This is a genomic window from Achromobacter semiaridum (genome assembly GCF_053543755.1).
Map to the genome: position 1 here is coordinate 1 of NZ_JBLVOL010000045.1, position 14,895 is coordinate 14,895.

The 14,895-nt window shown below is 64.8% G+C and carries 14 protein-coding genes; 4 read left to right on the forward strand and 10 right to left on the reverse strand.

Going from position 1 to position 14,895, the window contains the following annotated elements:
- The 3 genes from ACNPP0_RS13265 to ACNPP0_RS13275 form a co-directional block, all read left to right on the forward strand.
- Nucleotides 1-1,283 (forward strand): lytic murein transglycosylase (locus tag ACNPP0_RS13265; protein ID WP_448706137.1); only part of this gene is annotated, 1,283 nt, incomplete at its 5' end.
- An 81-nt stretch (nt 1,284-1,364) separates the two neighbouring features.
- On the forward strand, nt 1,365-2,063 hold the full coding sequence (locus ACNPP0_RS13270; RefSeq protein WP_448706138.1) for a GNAT family N-acetyltransferase: 699 nt from the start codon (nt 1,365-1,367) through the stop codon (nt 2,061-2,063).
- A gap of 9 nt (nt 2,064-2,072) precedes the next feature.
- A complete protein-coding gene (locus ACNPP0_RS13275; RefSeq protein ID WP_332608786.1) occupies nt 2,073-2,276 on the forward strand; it encodes an oxidoreductase-like domain-containing protein in 204 nt (67 codons plus the stop codon).
- Here the strand turns inward: ACNPP0_RS13275 and ACNPP0_RS13280 are convergent.
- The 9 genes from ACNPP0_RS13280 to ACNPP0_RS13320 form a co-directional block, all read right to left on the reverse strand.
- Nucleotides 2,251-2,688 (reverse strand): acetyltransferase, encoded by a 438-nt coding sequence (locus tag ACNPP0_RS13280; RefSeq protein WP_046806971.1) that lies wholly within the window; start codon nt 2,686-2,688, stop codon nt 2,251-2,253. The genes ACNPP0_RS13275 and ACNPP0_RS13280 overlap by 26 nt on opposite strands.
- Before the next feature lie 13 nt (nt 2,689-2,701).
- Nucleotides 2,702-4,441, reverse strand: coding sequence for a M14 family metallopeptidase (locus ACNPP0_RS13285; protein ID WP_332608785.1), 1,740 nt, complete (start codon nt 4,439-4,441; stop codon nt 2,702-2,704).
- A gap of 72 nt (nt 4,442-4,513) precedes the next feature.
- The gene (locus ACNPP0_RS13290) at nt 4,514-5,383 is read right to left on the reverse strand and encodes an ABC transporter permease (RefSeq protein ID WP_332608784.1); all 870 of its coding nucleotides are present in this window, start codon (nt 5,381-5,383) and stop codon (nt 4,514-4,516) included.
- Between the two features lie 5 nt (nt 5,384-5,388).
- The gene (locus tag ACNPP0_RS13295; protein WP_332608783.1) at nt 5,389-6,312 is read right to left on the reverse strand and encodes an ABC transporter permease; all 924 of its coding nucleotides are present in this window, start codon (nt 6,310-6,312) and stop codon (nt 5,389-5,391) included.
- Between the two features lie 112 nt (nt 6,313-6,424).
- Nucleotides 6,425-7,957, reverse strand: a complete 1,533-nt coding sequence (locus tag ACNPP0_RS13300; protein ID WP_332608782.1) for an ABC transporter substrate-binding protein — start codon at nt 7,955-7,957, stop codon at nt 6,425-6,427.
- A 56-nt stretch (nt 7,958-8,013) separates the two neighbouring features.
- On the reverse strand, nt 8,014-9,867 hold the full coding sequence (locus ACNPP0_RS13305; protein WP_448706140.1) for an ABC transporter ATP-binding protein: 1,854 nt from the start codon (nt 9,865-9,867) through the stop codon (nt 8,014-8,016).
- A 9-nt stretch (nt 9,868-9,876) separates the two neighbouring features.
- Nucleotides 9,877-10,389: a winged helix DNA-binding protein gene (locus ACNPP0_RS13310; RefSeq protein WP_332608780.1), complete on the reverse strand. Its 513-nt coding sequence runs from the start codon at nt 10,387-10,389 to the stop codon at nt 9,877-9,879.
- Nucleotides 10,390-10,448: 59 nt separating this feature from the next.
- Nucleotides 10,449-12,221, reverse strand: a complete 1,773-nt coding sequence (locus ACNPP0_RS13315) for an ABC-F family ATP-binding cassette domain-containing protein (RefSeq protein ID WP_448706141.1) — start codon at nt 12,219-12,221, stop codon at nt 10,449-10,451.
- Between the two features lie 193 nt (nt 12,222-12,414).
- Nucleotides 12,415-12,888 (reverse strand): Lrp/AsnC family transcriptional regulator, encoded by a 474-nt coding sequence (locus tag ACNPP0_RS13320; RefSeq protein ID WP_448706142.1) that lies wholly within the window; start codon nt 12,886-12,888, stop codon nt 12,415-12,417.
- 105 nt (nt 12,889-12,993) lie between these two features.
- On the opposite strand from ACNPP0_RS13320, the gene ACNPP0_RS13325 reads away from it, so the two are divergent.
- Nucleotides 12,994-14,493 carry an aminotransferase class V-fold PLP-dependent enzyme gene (locus ACNPP0_RS13325; RefSeq protein WP_332608777.1) on the forward strand — a complete coding sequence of 500 codons (1,500 nt, stop codon included), beginning with the start codon at nt 12,994-12,996 and terminating at the stop codon, nt 14,491-14,493.
- Between the two features lie 86 nt (nt 14,494-14,579).
- Here ACNPP0_RS13325 and ACNPP0_RS13330 read toward each other — a convergent pair.
- A partial coding sequence (locus tag ACNPP0_RS13330) for a hypothetical protein (RefSeq protein WP_448706143.1) occupies nt 14,580-14,895 on the reverse strand: 316 nt, incomplete at its 5' end.

The following is a 14,895-nucleotide window of genomic DNA, read 5'->3' on the forward strand; positions in this document are numbered from 1 at the left end:
CCGCTGCTACTCCAGCCGCTACCGGCACACCCGCCACCACTGCCACGCCTGCGGGCGCCGCCGCCGCGCCGACGGTCATCATTCCGACCGAGCTGGACACGAAGGCGTGTATCGCCAAGTTGCGCAAGGGTGCCACCGCCAATGGCCTGACCGTGGCGGATTGGGATAAATACACAGCCAGCGCCAAGCTCCTGCCCACTACCGTTGCGTCCGCCAAGGGCCAGCCCGAAGGGCGCGAAAGCTGGTGGGACTACATCGCCAAGACCGTGGACGACGAGCGCGTCAATGACGGCCTGGCGGTGATGAAGAAAGTGGGCCCGCAACTGAGCACCATCAGCCAGCAATACCAGGTGGACCCCGCCACGCTGGTGGCGATTTTTGGTATTGAAACCAACTACGGCCGGCAGATTGGCAAGACCGACGTGCTGAATGCCTGGTTGACGCGTGCCTGCACGGAAAACAAAACGCTGTGGGAAAAAAACGCCTACGCCTCGGTGCGCCTGCTGCGTGACGGCACGGTTCCGGCGGACAGCTTCGTGGGTTCCTGGAGCGGCGCTTTCGGCATGACGCAGTTCATTCCGACGTCCTTCTACGAACTGGCCGCCGATGGCGATGGCGACGGCCGCATCGATCTTTACAATTCGCTGCCTGACGCGCTGGCGTCTACCGCCAACCACCTGCGCAAGCGCCGCGCCAAGTGGACGCATGGGCTGCCGGCCGTGGTAGAAGTGCGCGTGCCGGCCGAATTGGCCGCCGCCATCCCGCCCGAACCGGACGCGGAATACGTGGGCTCGCAAGACCGCCGCACGATTGCCCAGTGGGCGCAGGCGGGCTTGAAGCAGGGTGATGGGTCGGTGCTGAAGCTGCCGTCGGGCAATGACGAGCAAGCCTATCTGTTCGCGCCCACCGGCGCCAAGGGGCCGGTGTTTCTGGCTACGGTGAACTTTGACGCCATCCTGCATTACAACCAGTCGCGCCGTTATGGGTTGGCGGTGTCGTTGCTGCTGAACCGCTTGCAGGGCCGCCCGGGCATCATCGCGGCGTGGCCGACGGATGACCCCGGCCTGTCGCGCGCCGAGATCAAGCAGTTGCAGGAAGAGCTGTACGGCCGTGGCTACGACGTGGGCGAGGCGGACGGCATACCCGGCGCCAAGACCCGCGACGCGGTGCGCGCCGAACAGGAACGCCGCAACCTGCCGCAAGATGGCCGGGTGGGCAAACGCATTCTGGATGCGCTGAAGGCTGACAAGCCCGACGCCCTGCGCGCGCGGCCGGCGAAGTAAGCCCGCCGTACCGGGGCGGCTACTGTCATGCGTCGCCTTGCGCCGCTATGATGTAGCCGCCCCGTTTTCTTTTCGACCGTCATGCCGCATGCCGCATTTCCTGACGTTTTCCTGACACCTCGCTTGCGCGCCGAGCGCATGCGTCAGTCGCACCTGCCGTTCATCACGCAGATGCATGCCAATGCGGACGTGATGGCCACAATGGGCGGTACGCGCGACGCCGCCGCCAGCCGGTTGTACTTGGCGCAAAACGTGGCCCATTGGCTGGACCATGGCTACGGCATGTATGTGCTGCAAACGCGGGAGCATGGCGCGTTGGCAGGGCGCGCCGGCCTGAAGTTCACGGTTACCGATGAAGGCGGCGCCATTGAGCTTGCCTATGCGTTCGACCCGGATTGCTGGGGCCGGGGTTACGCCGTCGAGATCTCAACGGCGCTGGTCGGGTTGGGTTTCAGGCTGCTGCCGGTGGACACGTTGTGCGCGGTCGCGATCCGATCCAACACGGCATCGCGCCGGGTGTTGGAGAAGATCGGCATGCGCCTGCTTGGCGATGTGGAGGCGGCAGCTGACAACGCCAACGCCAACGCCAACAACGCCAACAACGCCAACAACGCCAACAACGCCAACAACGCCAACAACGCCAACGCCAACCAGGCCGACAACGCCGTCGCCAACGCCAAGCCCGACTCCAACGCCAAGGTCCGCTACGAGATTCACCGCGGGCAATGGCGCGACCAGCAAGACGTGGCCGACGCGAATGCAGCGTTGCCGTCGCGTTAACATCCGGCCATGAGCCCCCGCCTACCGACCCCTCCCGACGACGATCCTATCCCTGTCCCGCCGGAACCGCCCGCGCCGGATGAATGCTGCAACAGCGGCTGCATCCCGTGCGTGTACGACCGGTATGACGAAGCCATGGACAACTATCGCCAGGCCCTGAAAGCCTGGCGTAGCCGTCATGAGGCGCTCAGCCCGCCAGCTTCATGTGAATGATGGGGAAGGGGCGGCCGGCGTCATCGTGCGCCGAGCGCCCGGTGTCGACGAAGCCGTAGTGCTTGTAGAAGCCATGCGCCTGCGGGTTTTGTTCATTGACGTCCACCAGCAGCGTGCCGTGCAGCGAGCGGGCAAAGTTCAGCAGGCGGCGGCCCGCGCCCTTGCCGCGCTTGCTGGCATCCACGAACAGCATGTCGACCTTGTTGCCCGTCAGCCCCATGAAGCCGGCGATGTCGCCGTCTTCATCTTCGCAGACCCACACCCGCACTGACGGCAGGTAAGTGTTGAGGATCTGCGGGTACATCCCCTGGATTTCTTTTTCGGTCAGGAAGGAATGCGTGGCGCGCACCGAACGGAGCCAGATGTCCGCCAGGGCCAGGTCGTCGCCGTGATTGCGTTCTCGGATATTCATTTCTTATTGGTCTTTACAGCCCTGAGCGGTACAGCTCGGTCGCAGCCAGGACGGTTTCCATTTGCACAGTATGCGCGAAGATAAAGCGGTCGCCGTAGACGGTTTCATCCGGAAACTCGGAAATCAGCGCCAGCGGCAGTTCTTCGCGGTCGGTCTCGGTGATCTGTACGGGAATGCCGTTCATGACATCGAACCCTGTTTCGAGTGCATGCGCATGAAACAGTTCCAATTGCCGCGCATTGAATTCCACCAGCCCCGGCACGTTGCGGGCCAGGCGCGCGGTAACGCCTTCTATCAGGCGGTGCGCGCGCTCGCCCCAACCCGGGTGATGGCGCAGCACCAGGAAGAAGCCCTTGGGGATCGTCCACAGTTCGAAGTTGCGGGGCAGGTAGCCCGATAGCGGCCGGGTCCATTCGTGCGCGGGGTAGCCGTGCAGGTTGATGTGCAATTGCGCGCCGCTGATGGCATGCGCCTGATGGCGGCCGTCGCGTTCGAAGAATGGAGCATGCTCGCGGTAGGCGATATCGTCGCCCAGCGCGCTGTAGCGCGAGGCGTGCAGCATGTGGCGCGGGTGGTGTTCGCGCAGGCGGTTGAACAGCGCGTAGCCGTCGGGGTTTTCCGAGGCAATCAGCGCGAAGTGCGCGTCGCCGCGTTCGGCCAGCGCCTGGGTGGCGCGCAACGCGCCGACGACGCCCGAGGTTTCATTGGCATGCTGCGCGCCCGAAATGAAGACGGCGGGGCCCGGGCCACGGACATACGTCCCCAGCACGGGTCTGCCTTGGCGCGATACCGCCTGGAACGTGTCGCCGCCAAAAGCCGCCATACAGCCGGCGATCTGGCCCGCCGTCAGCGGCTCGCGGCATTGCGCCAAGGGGGCGTCGGTCAGCACGGGCGTGACGGCTGCAACATGCGCGAACGGCTCTAGCGAAATCTGCACGCGTGCCGCGCCGTCGTGGCGGCGGATGTCGGGAATGATCTGGCCCGGTTGCAGACCGCGGTCGCCGGACGGGCGGCCCGAATGATGTTGAAAATGTTCCAGCAACGTGAAGTAAACGTCCTCGTGCAACGCCTCGAACGTGCTGACGATTTCTTCATCCACCGGCAGCGCGAAGTCCATGCCGGGCAGGTCCACGCGGATTTCCAGGCGGTCGAAATACGGTTCATGCGCGCCCCAGGGGTGGTTGCGCACCGTGTCCACGATGCTGCGGAACACCTGCTGGTATTCAGTCGATTGCGCGCCATTGGTTTGCACCACGCCGTCGGCGTCCTGCACGCGCAGCCAGCCGGTAGGCGAGAGTTCGGGCGTGCCATCCTGGGCCGCGCCCACGACGTTTGGGGCGAACACGCGTGCGTCGACCTGGCGGCCGTCGGCGTAGGTCAGGGTGACGTCGTAATGCAAGTCGTTGGCGCCGGCCTGCATGACGACGCGCACGCCGTCCAGCAGCGCAACAAGCGGATACGCTTCCAGCGTGAAGCGCTTGGCCTGCGCGTGTTCGTGCAGCGGGTAGCGCACCAGCGCGGACACCAGGCCCTCGCGCTGGACGTCTTCCAGAAAGAAATGCAGCAGCGGTTTGTACGCGCTGCGAAAGCGCGCGGTGACGCCGGCCTGCGCCAGCCGGGCCTGCGCCGCGCGGCGGGCTTCCACGCCTTCGAAGAGCCAGCCTTCCACGACCGCGCCGCGCCAGGCGGGCGCCAGGTAGGCATGGGTCCAGGCGTCCAGCGTGCGGTCAAATGTTTTATCAAGCAAAGACATGCTTTGTGTTCCTTCGGGGTTCTGGCGGCATCCTGCAAATTCACAAATGCCCCTTGCGGGGCATTTGGTCTTTTACACCTTTCCGGTCGGGTCCAGGCGGTCGCGCAGCCAATCGCCCAGGAGGTTCAGGCCCAACACGGTCAGCATGATCGCCACCCCGGGAAAGACGCTGACCCACCACGCCGTCTGCATATACGTGCGGCCATCGGCCAGCATGCCGCCCCAGCTGGGAATCATCGGGTCCACGCCCAAGCCCAGGAAGGTCAGGCTGCTTTCCAGCAGGATGTTGTTGGCCACGTTCAAGGTCATCAGGATCACCAGCGGGCCCAGCAGGTTGGGCACGATGTGGTGGCGGATCATGGCCAGGTCACGTACGCCGAACGCGCGGGCGGCCAACACGAATTCGCGTTCACGCAGCGCCAGCACCTGGGCGCGCACCAGCCGCGCATACTGCACCCACTGCGACACGATCATGAAAAAGATCACGTTGAACAGGCCGCCGCCCAGGATGGCGATGAACGTGATGGCCACCAGGATGAACGGCAGCGCCAATTGCACGTCGGCAAAGCGCATGACGATCATGTCCCAGAAGCCGCGGTAATAACCGGCGATCAGGCCCATGACGATGCCCAGCAACGCGCCGCCGATCACGGACGCAAAGCCCACCATCAGCGAGATCTTGCCGCCGACGATGACACGCGCCAGCACGTCGCGGCCCAGCGGGTCGGTGCCGAAGGGATGCGCGGCCGACGTGAAGGGCGCCATCAGGCGGGCGGCCAGGTCCATGGATTCGCCGCCATCGGGAAACAGCCAGCCCGACGTCAGCACCAACAGGATCATCACGCCGGTCAGCAACGCGCCCAGCACGAATTCCAGCGAACGATAGCGGCTGCGCGGCTTGATGGGGGCGGGCGCGGCGGCGGTGGAGGAGGTTGTCTGCATAAGGCTCAGCGCGTGCGGATACGGGGGTCGACGATGCCGTAGGCGATGTCGACGATCAGGTTGACCAGGACAATGACGGCCGCCAGCACGGTGACCGTGCCTTGCAGCACCGGGTAGTCGCGGCCTGAAATGGCGTCGAACGCCAGCGTGCCCAGGCCCGGCCAATTGAAGACCATTTCAATGACGACGATGCCGCCGATCAGGCCGCCAAATTGCAGCCCCAGATACGTAATGAGCGGAATCGCGCAATTGCGCAGCGCATGCTTGTACAGCACCACGCGTTCCTTCAGGCCCTTGCTGCGCGCCACCATGATGTATTGCGCCGACAGCGTTTCAAGCATGGTCGTGCGCACCAGGCGGATGTTGGTGGCGCTAAGGATGATGGCCATCGTCAGCGACGGCAGCACCAGGCTGGCCGGCCCGCTCCAGCCCGAAGGCGGCAACAGCGGAAAGGTGATCGACAGCAGCAGCACCAGCATCAGCGCCAGCCAGAAGTTCGGAAACGACAGGCCCACCAGCGACAGGATGCGGATGGCTTGGTCCGTGGCCTTGCCGCGTTTGATGGCCGCCTGGATGCCCAGCGGCAGCGAGATCAGAATCGACACGATCAACGACGTAAACGCCAGCATCAGCGTGGCGGGCAGGGCGTCGCCGATCAGCTTGGCGACAGACGTGCCGCCCATGAAGCTGCGGCCGAAATCGCCATGCAGCAGCCCTTGCATGTAAGACAGGTATTGTTCGTGGAAGGGGCGGTTCAGGCCCAGCGCCTGGCGGATGTTGGCCAGGTCTTGTTCGGTGACGCTGCCCGAGCCCTGGCTGAGCATCAGCGCGGGGTCGCCGGTCAGGCGTACGGCATAGGAAACCAGCAATGTCACGGCGACGATCACGAAGACCGCCTGCAACACGCGCTTAATAAGAAATCCGGTCATGAGGCGCCGCCCCGGTTTTCACCGGGGCGGATCAGTGAGTTGATGCTACGAGTCCTGCTTTGGCCTGCCGGCGGGATGCCGCCGGGGCGAAGCGCCTGGCGCTTCGGAGCCGTTACTCCACGCTGGTCTGAAGGAAGCGGAATCGAATATCGCCGGGCACTTCCAGGTTCTTCACGCGCTTGTTCACGCCCACGATCGTGTTCAGGCTGTACAGCGGCATTTCCAGCGCCTGATCGGCGACGTACGCAGCGATTTCCTGCAACATGGCTTCGCGCTTCTTCACGTCATAGACGGTGCGTTGCGCTTCCAGCATGCCGTTCAGCTTGGCGTCATTGTCGTACGGGTTCCATTTCTGGCCCGTGTGATACATCAGGTATGCGGTGTTGTCGTAGTCGTACGTCCAGCCGCCCCATTGGTTCTGCCACATCTCGCCCGTCTTGCCGCCCGGGATGATGTCGTTAAGCAGCACGCCGGTTTCATACGGCTTGATGGTGGCGCGCACGCCCACGCCTTGCAGGTAGCCGGACACGGCCTGGGCCACTTCGCGGAAGTTCGAATCGCTGCCGCGCACGTCGATCTGCACGGTGGCGCCCGGCTTCACGCCGGCTGCGGCCAGCAGCTTCTTGGCTTCGGCGGGGTTGAAGGGCAGCGGCTTTTGCTCGGGGTTGTAGCCGAACGATTGCGGGCCCTGGAAGCTGGCAATGACCTTGGCCTGGCCCAGCAGCAGCTGCTTGACGATGGCCTCGCGGTCCACCGCCATGATCAGGGCGCGGCGCACGTCACGGTTCTGCGTGATGCCGCCGGTGGTCTTGTAGCGCAGGGCAAAGGCAACCGGGCCGCCCGTCGAGATAACGTCGGCGTTGCCCGACTTCTTCACCGTTTCGATCAGGCCCAGCGGGATCAGCGTGGCGATGTCGATGCGGCCGGCTTGCAGTTCGGCCACTTGCGTGCCGGGTTCGCTGATGAAGCGGTACACGACCTTGTCCAGCTTGGGCTTGCCGCCCCAGTAGTCGTCGTTGCGCGCCAAGGTCACGTTGACCTTGGGCTGATAGCTTTCAAACTTGAACGGGCCGGTGCCGACCGGGTTCGTGTTGAAGTAGTCCTCGCCCTTTTCCTTGATGTACTTGGGCGGCACGATCATGGCGCCGTAGCCGGCCAGCTTGGTCAAGAGCACGGGGTCCGGCTGCTTCAGGATGAAGTCGACGGTGTAGTCGTCCACCACCTTGATTTCACCGATGGAATCGTAGTTGGACTTTTGCGGGCCCTTGGCGCCTTCCGCGCCCAGCAGGCGTTCAAACGTGAACTTCACGGCTTCGGCGTTGAAGGGTTCGCCGTTATGGAACTTGACGCCTTCGCGCAGCTTGAAGCGCAGGCGCTTGTTGTCGTCCAGGTATTCCCAGCTGGTGGCCAGGCCCGGTTGCAGTTTCAGGTCGGCGCCGCGCATGGTCAGGCCGTCGTACAGGTTGCCGCCCACCGAGCCCCAGAACGTCACGAAGGTGTCGATGGGATCCCAGCTGCCCGGGTCCTGGTTGATGGCTACGCTGAGCGTGCCGGCGGCATGCGCGGTCGAGAAGACGGCGGGCATCGCGCCGCCCAACGCCAGGGTCAGGGCGGTGGCGGTGAAGGTGGTGCGTAGGAATTGCATGTTCGCTCCAGGGACGGGAACTCGGATCACACCGAGGAAAAAAAGGGGGGCTGAGGCTAGGCCGCGCGGGCCACCTGGTGGCCGGGCGCGAATTCAGTCAGCGGAATAATGGCCGGTTCGTCGCCGACGCGGCGTACCGGGCTGGGGATTTCACCTTCAATCAGCGACGTGTCGATGTGGCGGCCGGGTTCGGCCACCGGCACGGCGGCCAGCAGCTTGCGGGTGTACGCGTGCTGCGGCGATTCAAAGATCTGCCGGCGCGTGCCTAGTTCCACTATCTGGCCCAGGTACAGCACCGCGACGCGATGGCTGACTTTTTCCACCACCGCCATGTCGTGCGTGATGAACAGGTACGACAGGCCGCGGTCCTTTTGCAGATCCATCAGCAGGTTCAGGATCTGCGCCTGGATGGACACGTCCAGCGCCGACACGGATTCGTCGGCAATGATCAGCTTGGGGTTGCTGGCCAGGGCGCGCGCGATGCACACGCGCTGACGCTGGCCGCCCGAGAATTCATGCGGATAGCGCTTGGCGTGCTCGGGCTTCAAGCCCACCTGTTCCAGCAGTTCGCCCACGCGCCGCGCGATGGCGTCTTCGCCATGCAGCAGCCCGTGCGTGCGGATGGGTTCGGCAATGCTGAAGGCCACCGTCTTGCGCGGGTCCAGCGATGCGTAGGGGTCCTGGAAGATGTACTGGATTTCCTGGCGCAGACGCTGGCGGCCGGCGGCGTCCATCGAAAAAATGTCCTGGCCGTTGTAGCGCACCGCGCCCGAGGTGGGCGCCACCAGCTGCTGCAAGGTCTTGCCGATGGTGGATTTGCCGCTGCCGGACTCGCCCACCAGCGCCAGCGTTTCGCCGGGATAGACGTCAAAGCTGACCTCTTCCACGGCATGCACGCGGTGTGTCACGCGGCCGAACAGATTGTGGCCGACGTCAAAACGCGTCGTCAGCTTTTCCACGCGCAGCACGGGGGCGTCGTACGTGGCGGTGTCTTGTTCGCGGGTTTCGCCCACTTCGCGCAGGCTGTCGCCTTCCAGCACGGTTTGCGGCGTGCGCAGGGGCAGGTCGCGGCCCGTCAGGCTGCCCAGGCGCGGCACGGCGGCCAGCAGCGCGCGCGTGTACGGGTGCTTGGGTGCGTTGAAGATCTGGTCGACGGTGCCTTGCTCGACCTTCTTGCCGCGCAGCATCACGACCACGTCGTCGGCCATCTCGGCCACCACGCCCATGTCGTGCGTGATGAAGATGACGGCGGTGCCCAGGTCGCGCTGCAATTCGCGGATGGTGTTCAGGATCTGCGCCTGGATGGTGACATCCAGCGCGGTGGTGGGCTCGTCGGCGATCAGCAGGCGTGGCTGGCACGACAGCGCCATGGCGATCATCACGCGCTGGCGCATGCCACCCGACAGTTGGTGGGGATAACGGTCCAGCAGCTGCTCGGCATCCGGTAGGCGCACCTTGTCCAGCAGCTTGCGCGCGGACGCGCGCGCGGCCGAGCGCGACAGCTGCTGGTGCAGCATGATGGCTTCAACGATCTGGTCGCCGATGGTGAACACGGGGTTCAACGATGTCATCGGTTCCTGGAAGATCATCGCGATGTCGTTGCCGCGAATGGCGCGCATCTGCTCGTCCGTGGCGCGGGTCAGATCGGTCTCGCGGCCGTTGTCGTCGCGAAACAGGATCTGGCCGGTGGCGATGCGCCCGTTCGAGTAGTCCGTCAGCCGCATGATGGCCATGGACGTCACGGACTTGCCCGAACCGGACTCACCGACAATCGCCAGCGTGCGGCCGGGCTGGACGTCAAAGTCCAGGCCATCGACGGCGCGAAACACGCCGTTGTCGGTATTGAAGTCAACCGATACGCCGCGCACGGACAGCAGCGGGGCGGATGAAGATGCGGTGGTGCTAGACAACGTGGATTCTCACAGCGAGGTGGCGGCGCGGGCAGCCTGGTCGTACAGGCCCGACAGGGCGCGCAGGGTGTTGGCCAACTGGTGGCTGGCCTCGTTTGCCGCGGGCGAGTCGATGAACGACTTGACCAGGCACTGCTCGCGCACTTCGGCGTAGCGCGCAATGGCGGCGGCGCCGGCGTCGGTGGTGGTGTAGATCACTTCCTTGCCGGTCTTGGCGCTTTGCACGACACCCAGCCGCTCAAGTTTCTTTAGCGAATAGTTCACCAGATGCGTGTCTTCGACGTTCAAGGTGAAGCAAATGTCGGCCAGCTTCTTGCCGCGTCCACGGTGATACACGTGGTTCAGCACCAGGATGTCCAGCGAAGTCAGATCAGGCAGGCCGGCGCAGGCCATGCAGCGCACCATCCAGCGGTTGAACGCGTGCGACGCGATGATCAAGCCGAACTCCACCTCGGATAACTGCGGGGCGGACGTGGCCAGATGAGCGGAAGAAACGATGGCGTCCCGGATGGAAGCAGACATGGCAGGTGTAAAGGGACGGATCGATGACAAAACGTTGGCGAATTATTGACGATTTGTTGTTATGCAGGCATTCGGGATAACCCTGGGTAATAAGGGACGCCTTTCGTGTGGGCCTGCGCTTCGCGGTTGCCCTGGCGTAGCGTCCAGCCGCCATCGTCGGCGCACGATAAATAGTGCGTGGGGTTGAGCCGGTCCAGAAACACCGCATCGTGCGAGACCACGACCAGCGCGCCCGGGTAATGCGTCAACGCGTCCTCCAGCGCCTGCGCGGACGCCATGTCCAGGTGGTTCGTGGGTTCGTCCAGCAGCAGCAATTGCGCGGGCTGCCTGCGCCACAACGCGCAGGCCAGCGCGGCCTTGATGCGTTCGCCGCCGCTTAAAGTGGCTGCGGGCGCCTGGACCTGCGCTGCGCCCAGGCCCAGCAGGGCCAGCCGGCTGCGCAATTCGCCCGGTGACAGCGGCGTGCCCTGCGATTCCAGGGTTTGCAATAGCGACGCGTTCGCGGGCAGTGCATTCGCGCGCAATGCGTGTGCAGGCGATGCGTGTGCAGGCAATGCGTTGGCAGCCTGGTCCAGCATCGCGGTGGGCACCCGCACATCGCAGCGGCCGGCACGTGCCGTAAGCACACCGGCCAGCATCGCCAGCAGCGTGCTTTTGCCACAGCCGTTGGGGCCTTGGATGGCCAGCCGGAACGGGCCGTCCAAGGTCAAGCTAAGCGGTTTGGCGTGGGACGGCCAAGGCGGCAGGGCGGCCTCCAGATGGAGAACGCGCCGCCCGGCCGGCACCGTGGTGTCGGGCAAGGCCAGCGCAATGTCCGCTGCCGTGGGCGCCCGGGATACGGCCTGTCTGACGGCGTCGTCCAAGGCGGCGGCGGCTTCTTGACGGCGCAGGCGGTCACGTCCGGCGTGCGCTTGTGCGCTGGCCTTTTTGCCGCCCAGCAGCACGGCGGCCTGATTGGTTTCGCGGGCGTTGCGGCTGTTGCGCGCGGTGCGTTGTTGCTGGGCATCGTGCTGTTGCCGGAGCGCACGCAGGCCCGTGGCCCTTTCATGGCGGGCGTGCGCCAGGGCGGCGAGCGCGGCGGCGTCCTGCCTGTCGCGTTGCGCGCGCCAGGCGCTGTAGTTGCCGGTGTGGCCGCGAAGGGCCGCGTTGTCCAGTTCGACGATGCTGTCCATGGCGTCCAGCAGGCGGCGGTCGTGGCTGACCACGATCAGCGCACCCCGCCAGGCATGGATTTTTTTTGTCAGCCAATCGCGCGCGCGGGCATCCAGGTGGTTGGTGGGTTCGTCCAGCAACAGGCCGTCGGCGCCTTGCAGGAAAGCGCCCGCCAACGCCACGCGGGTCAACTCGCCGCCACTTGCCGCGCGGGCGGGATGCGCAGGCTGCCAGTCCGGCAGGGCGGCGTCGGCAAGCATGCGCGCCCAGTCTTGATGGATCAGCCAATGGCCGTCGGCCAAGTCAAAGTCTGCCCGGTCGGTGCTGCCCGCTTCGATATTGGCCAAGGCGCGAAACACCGGGCCCAGGCCCGCAACATCCGCCAGCGTGGCGTTATCGGGCCAGGCTGGCGTCTGAGCAACATAGGCCAGCCGCCCGTGGCGCACAATGCGGCCGGACTGCGGCGGCAGGGCGCCCAACATGACGCGCAGCAGCACCGATTTGCCCGCGCCATTGCGCCCGATGACGCCATGACGGACGGACGCGAAGTCGTAATTAACGTCGTTCAGCAGCACGCGGCCGTCGGGCAGGGCGATGCTGACATGTTGCAAGCCAAGGAACAGGGACGCGGAATGCGGCAAGGGTTGCGCCGGGGGCGGCGCGCTGGATGACCGGGCCATGGATAGCTCTCCGAAATAATGAACACTTTGCGCGGCAGCGGCCATAGGGCACGGACTGCTGAGCAAAGGGAAATCAAAGGGAGTGCTTAAAGAATCATGGCCTTGCGGGTCTCCGGGATAGTGCGAGCGGCACTGGCGTTCGAACCGCATCGTACGCGAAAGTTCCCGCCGAAGCCTACTGACGTAGCCCCCGTCAGGTCTCCAACAGCCGCAGGTCCGGCGGTCGGTTTTCAATGATGGCTTCCATGCTGAAGAAGCCTGTCACGGTGGACAGTTCATAGTCCGTGATCAGCTTTTGGTAGAAGCGGTCGTAGCCCGCCATGCCGCGGCAAACCACTTTGATCAGGTAGTCCCAATCGCCACCGATGCGATAGAACTCGGTCACTTCCGGAAGGCGTTCGACGTGTTGGCGAAAACCGTCGGCCCAGGCCTTGGCGTGGTGGCTGGTTCGGATCATGACAAATACCGTCAGATCCAGCCCCAGGGCAACCAGGCTGACCTCTGCGCGGGTGCCCCGAATGATGCCGCAGGCGTTCAAGCGCTGTAGCCGGCGCCAGCACGCGTTCTGCGACAGGCCGACCCGGTCGGCCAGCTCGCGCTGGGACAGGGAACCGTCTTTTTGCAGGCAAGCAATGATGCTGAGATCAAGCTTGTCTATTTTCTCCATTTGTTCGTTCATATGACCCAATATCCATCCATTTATGCAAAATAACGGTGATGTTTGTTGTTGGCTTCCATCGTATGATATTTCGCATAAATTGGAAGACTCATCATGACAACGCTTAACGCCACGGCTACGGCCGGGGCCATAAACACCGAAAGCCCCTTGCAGCAGTTTCAAGACAGCCTGGCATTCCCAGACATCGCGGCCCGGCTTGCCGATGGGCTGATCGGCAAAGACGCGTTCATTGACGGCCCGTTCGGCCGCAAGCCCCTGGTCTATGCCGACTACGTGGCGTCGGGACGCGCGCTGATGCAGGTCGAGCGCTTCGTCATGGAACAAGTGCTTCCGTATTACGCCAATTCGCACACCGAAGCCTCGTATTGCGGCGGCTTCATTACCCGCTTGCGCCGCGAGGCCCGCGCCGCCATCGCGCGTTGCTGCGGCGCGACCGAGGCCCATGCCGTGATCTTTGCCGGGTCCGGCGCCACGGCGGGCATCAACCGGCTGGTGCATTTGTTTGGCGTGCACGCGGCGGTGGCGGCAGGCAAGCCGGTCCGGGTCATCATCGGCCCGTACGAACATCATTCCAACATCTTGCCGTGGCGCGAATGCGGCGCGCAGATCGTGGAAGTTGCCGAGGCCGCCGAGGGCGGGCCTGACCTGACCGCGCTGGACGCGGCGCTAGACGCGCCCGACGGCACGTTGTTGATCTGCGCGTTGTCGGCCGCGTCGAACGTGACCGGCATCGTGACGGATGTGGCCGGCATCACCCGGCGCGTCAAGCAGGCAGGCGCCAAGCTGTTGTGGGACTACGCGGGCGGCGCGCCCTACCTGCCTATCCGTATATCGCCGGCGCCGGACGCGCACATCGACGCCATCGTGTTCTCGCCGCATAAGTTCATTGGCGGGCCGGGCGCCTCCGGCGTGCTGATCGTTCGCCGCGATGCGGTGATCGACGCCAAACCGACCTGGCCGGGCGGCGGCACCGTCAAGTTCGTGTCGCCCGAAGGCCATGACTACAGCGCCAGCCTGGAATCGCGCGAAGAAGCGGGCACGCCGAACGTGGTGGGCGACATCCGCGCCGCGTTGGTGCTGCTGGTCAAGGAAGCGCTGGGCGCCGACTTCATGCGCGAGCGCAACGCGCATTTCGTGCAGCGCGCACTTGCCGCCTGGCAAGGCGCCGAACAACTGGAACTATTGGGTTCGCTGACGGCCGAGCGCTTGCCGATCTTCTCGTTTCGCGTACGCGACGGCAAGGGCGGCTATGTGCACCAGCAATTGGTGACGCGCATGTTAAGCGACCGTTTCGGCATCCAGGCGCGCGGCGGTTGCGCCTGCGCGGGGCCGTACGTGCATCGGCTGCTTGATATCGGGCCTGCGCAGTCGCGGCAGATGCGGCAAGCCATCCTGGATGGCCGCGAAATTGAAAAGCCCGGCTTCATCCGCCTGAACTTCAGCGTGTTGCTGCCCGACGCCAAAGCGGACTTCATCCTGGATTCCGTGCTGGCCCTGGCCGCCGACGCCACGCAGTTCGAATCGCGTTACGGCTTTGATCCCAGCCGCGCGATCTTCTACCCGCAAAGCGTCGAAATGGAAATGACGATCTGAGCGACCGGCAAGGCGGTGGGGGCAATGAGAACAACGGGTCAATGGGCCTATCGCCAACCGGTTGGCCCCGGGGCCCCCGCTTGCGGTCAGTCCTTCATCTGGCGGCCGCAGGTACGGACCCAGGCCGCCTTGGCGTCGGCCAACTCGTCCGACGCGCGAGTCAGGTCGCGCGCGACCGCCTCTGAGAATGTGGTGCCGTTGCGGCGGCACGCTTCGAAATCATCAACCAGCGCATAGCGCGCATCCAGCAAGTCCAGCCGACCCTGGCATAGCTCGCGGTTCAATTGCAGGTTGTTGGCGGCCTCGCGCGTGCGCTGCACATCCTGCGCGCGCTTGATCGTACGCAGCTGCTCGTCGACGCGCGACACGCACGCGTCGTCCGCGTGCGCGGCCCAGGCAGCG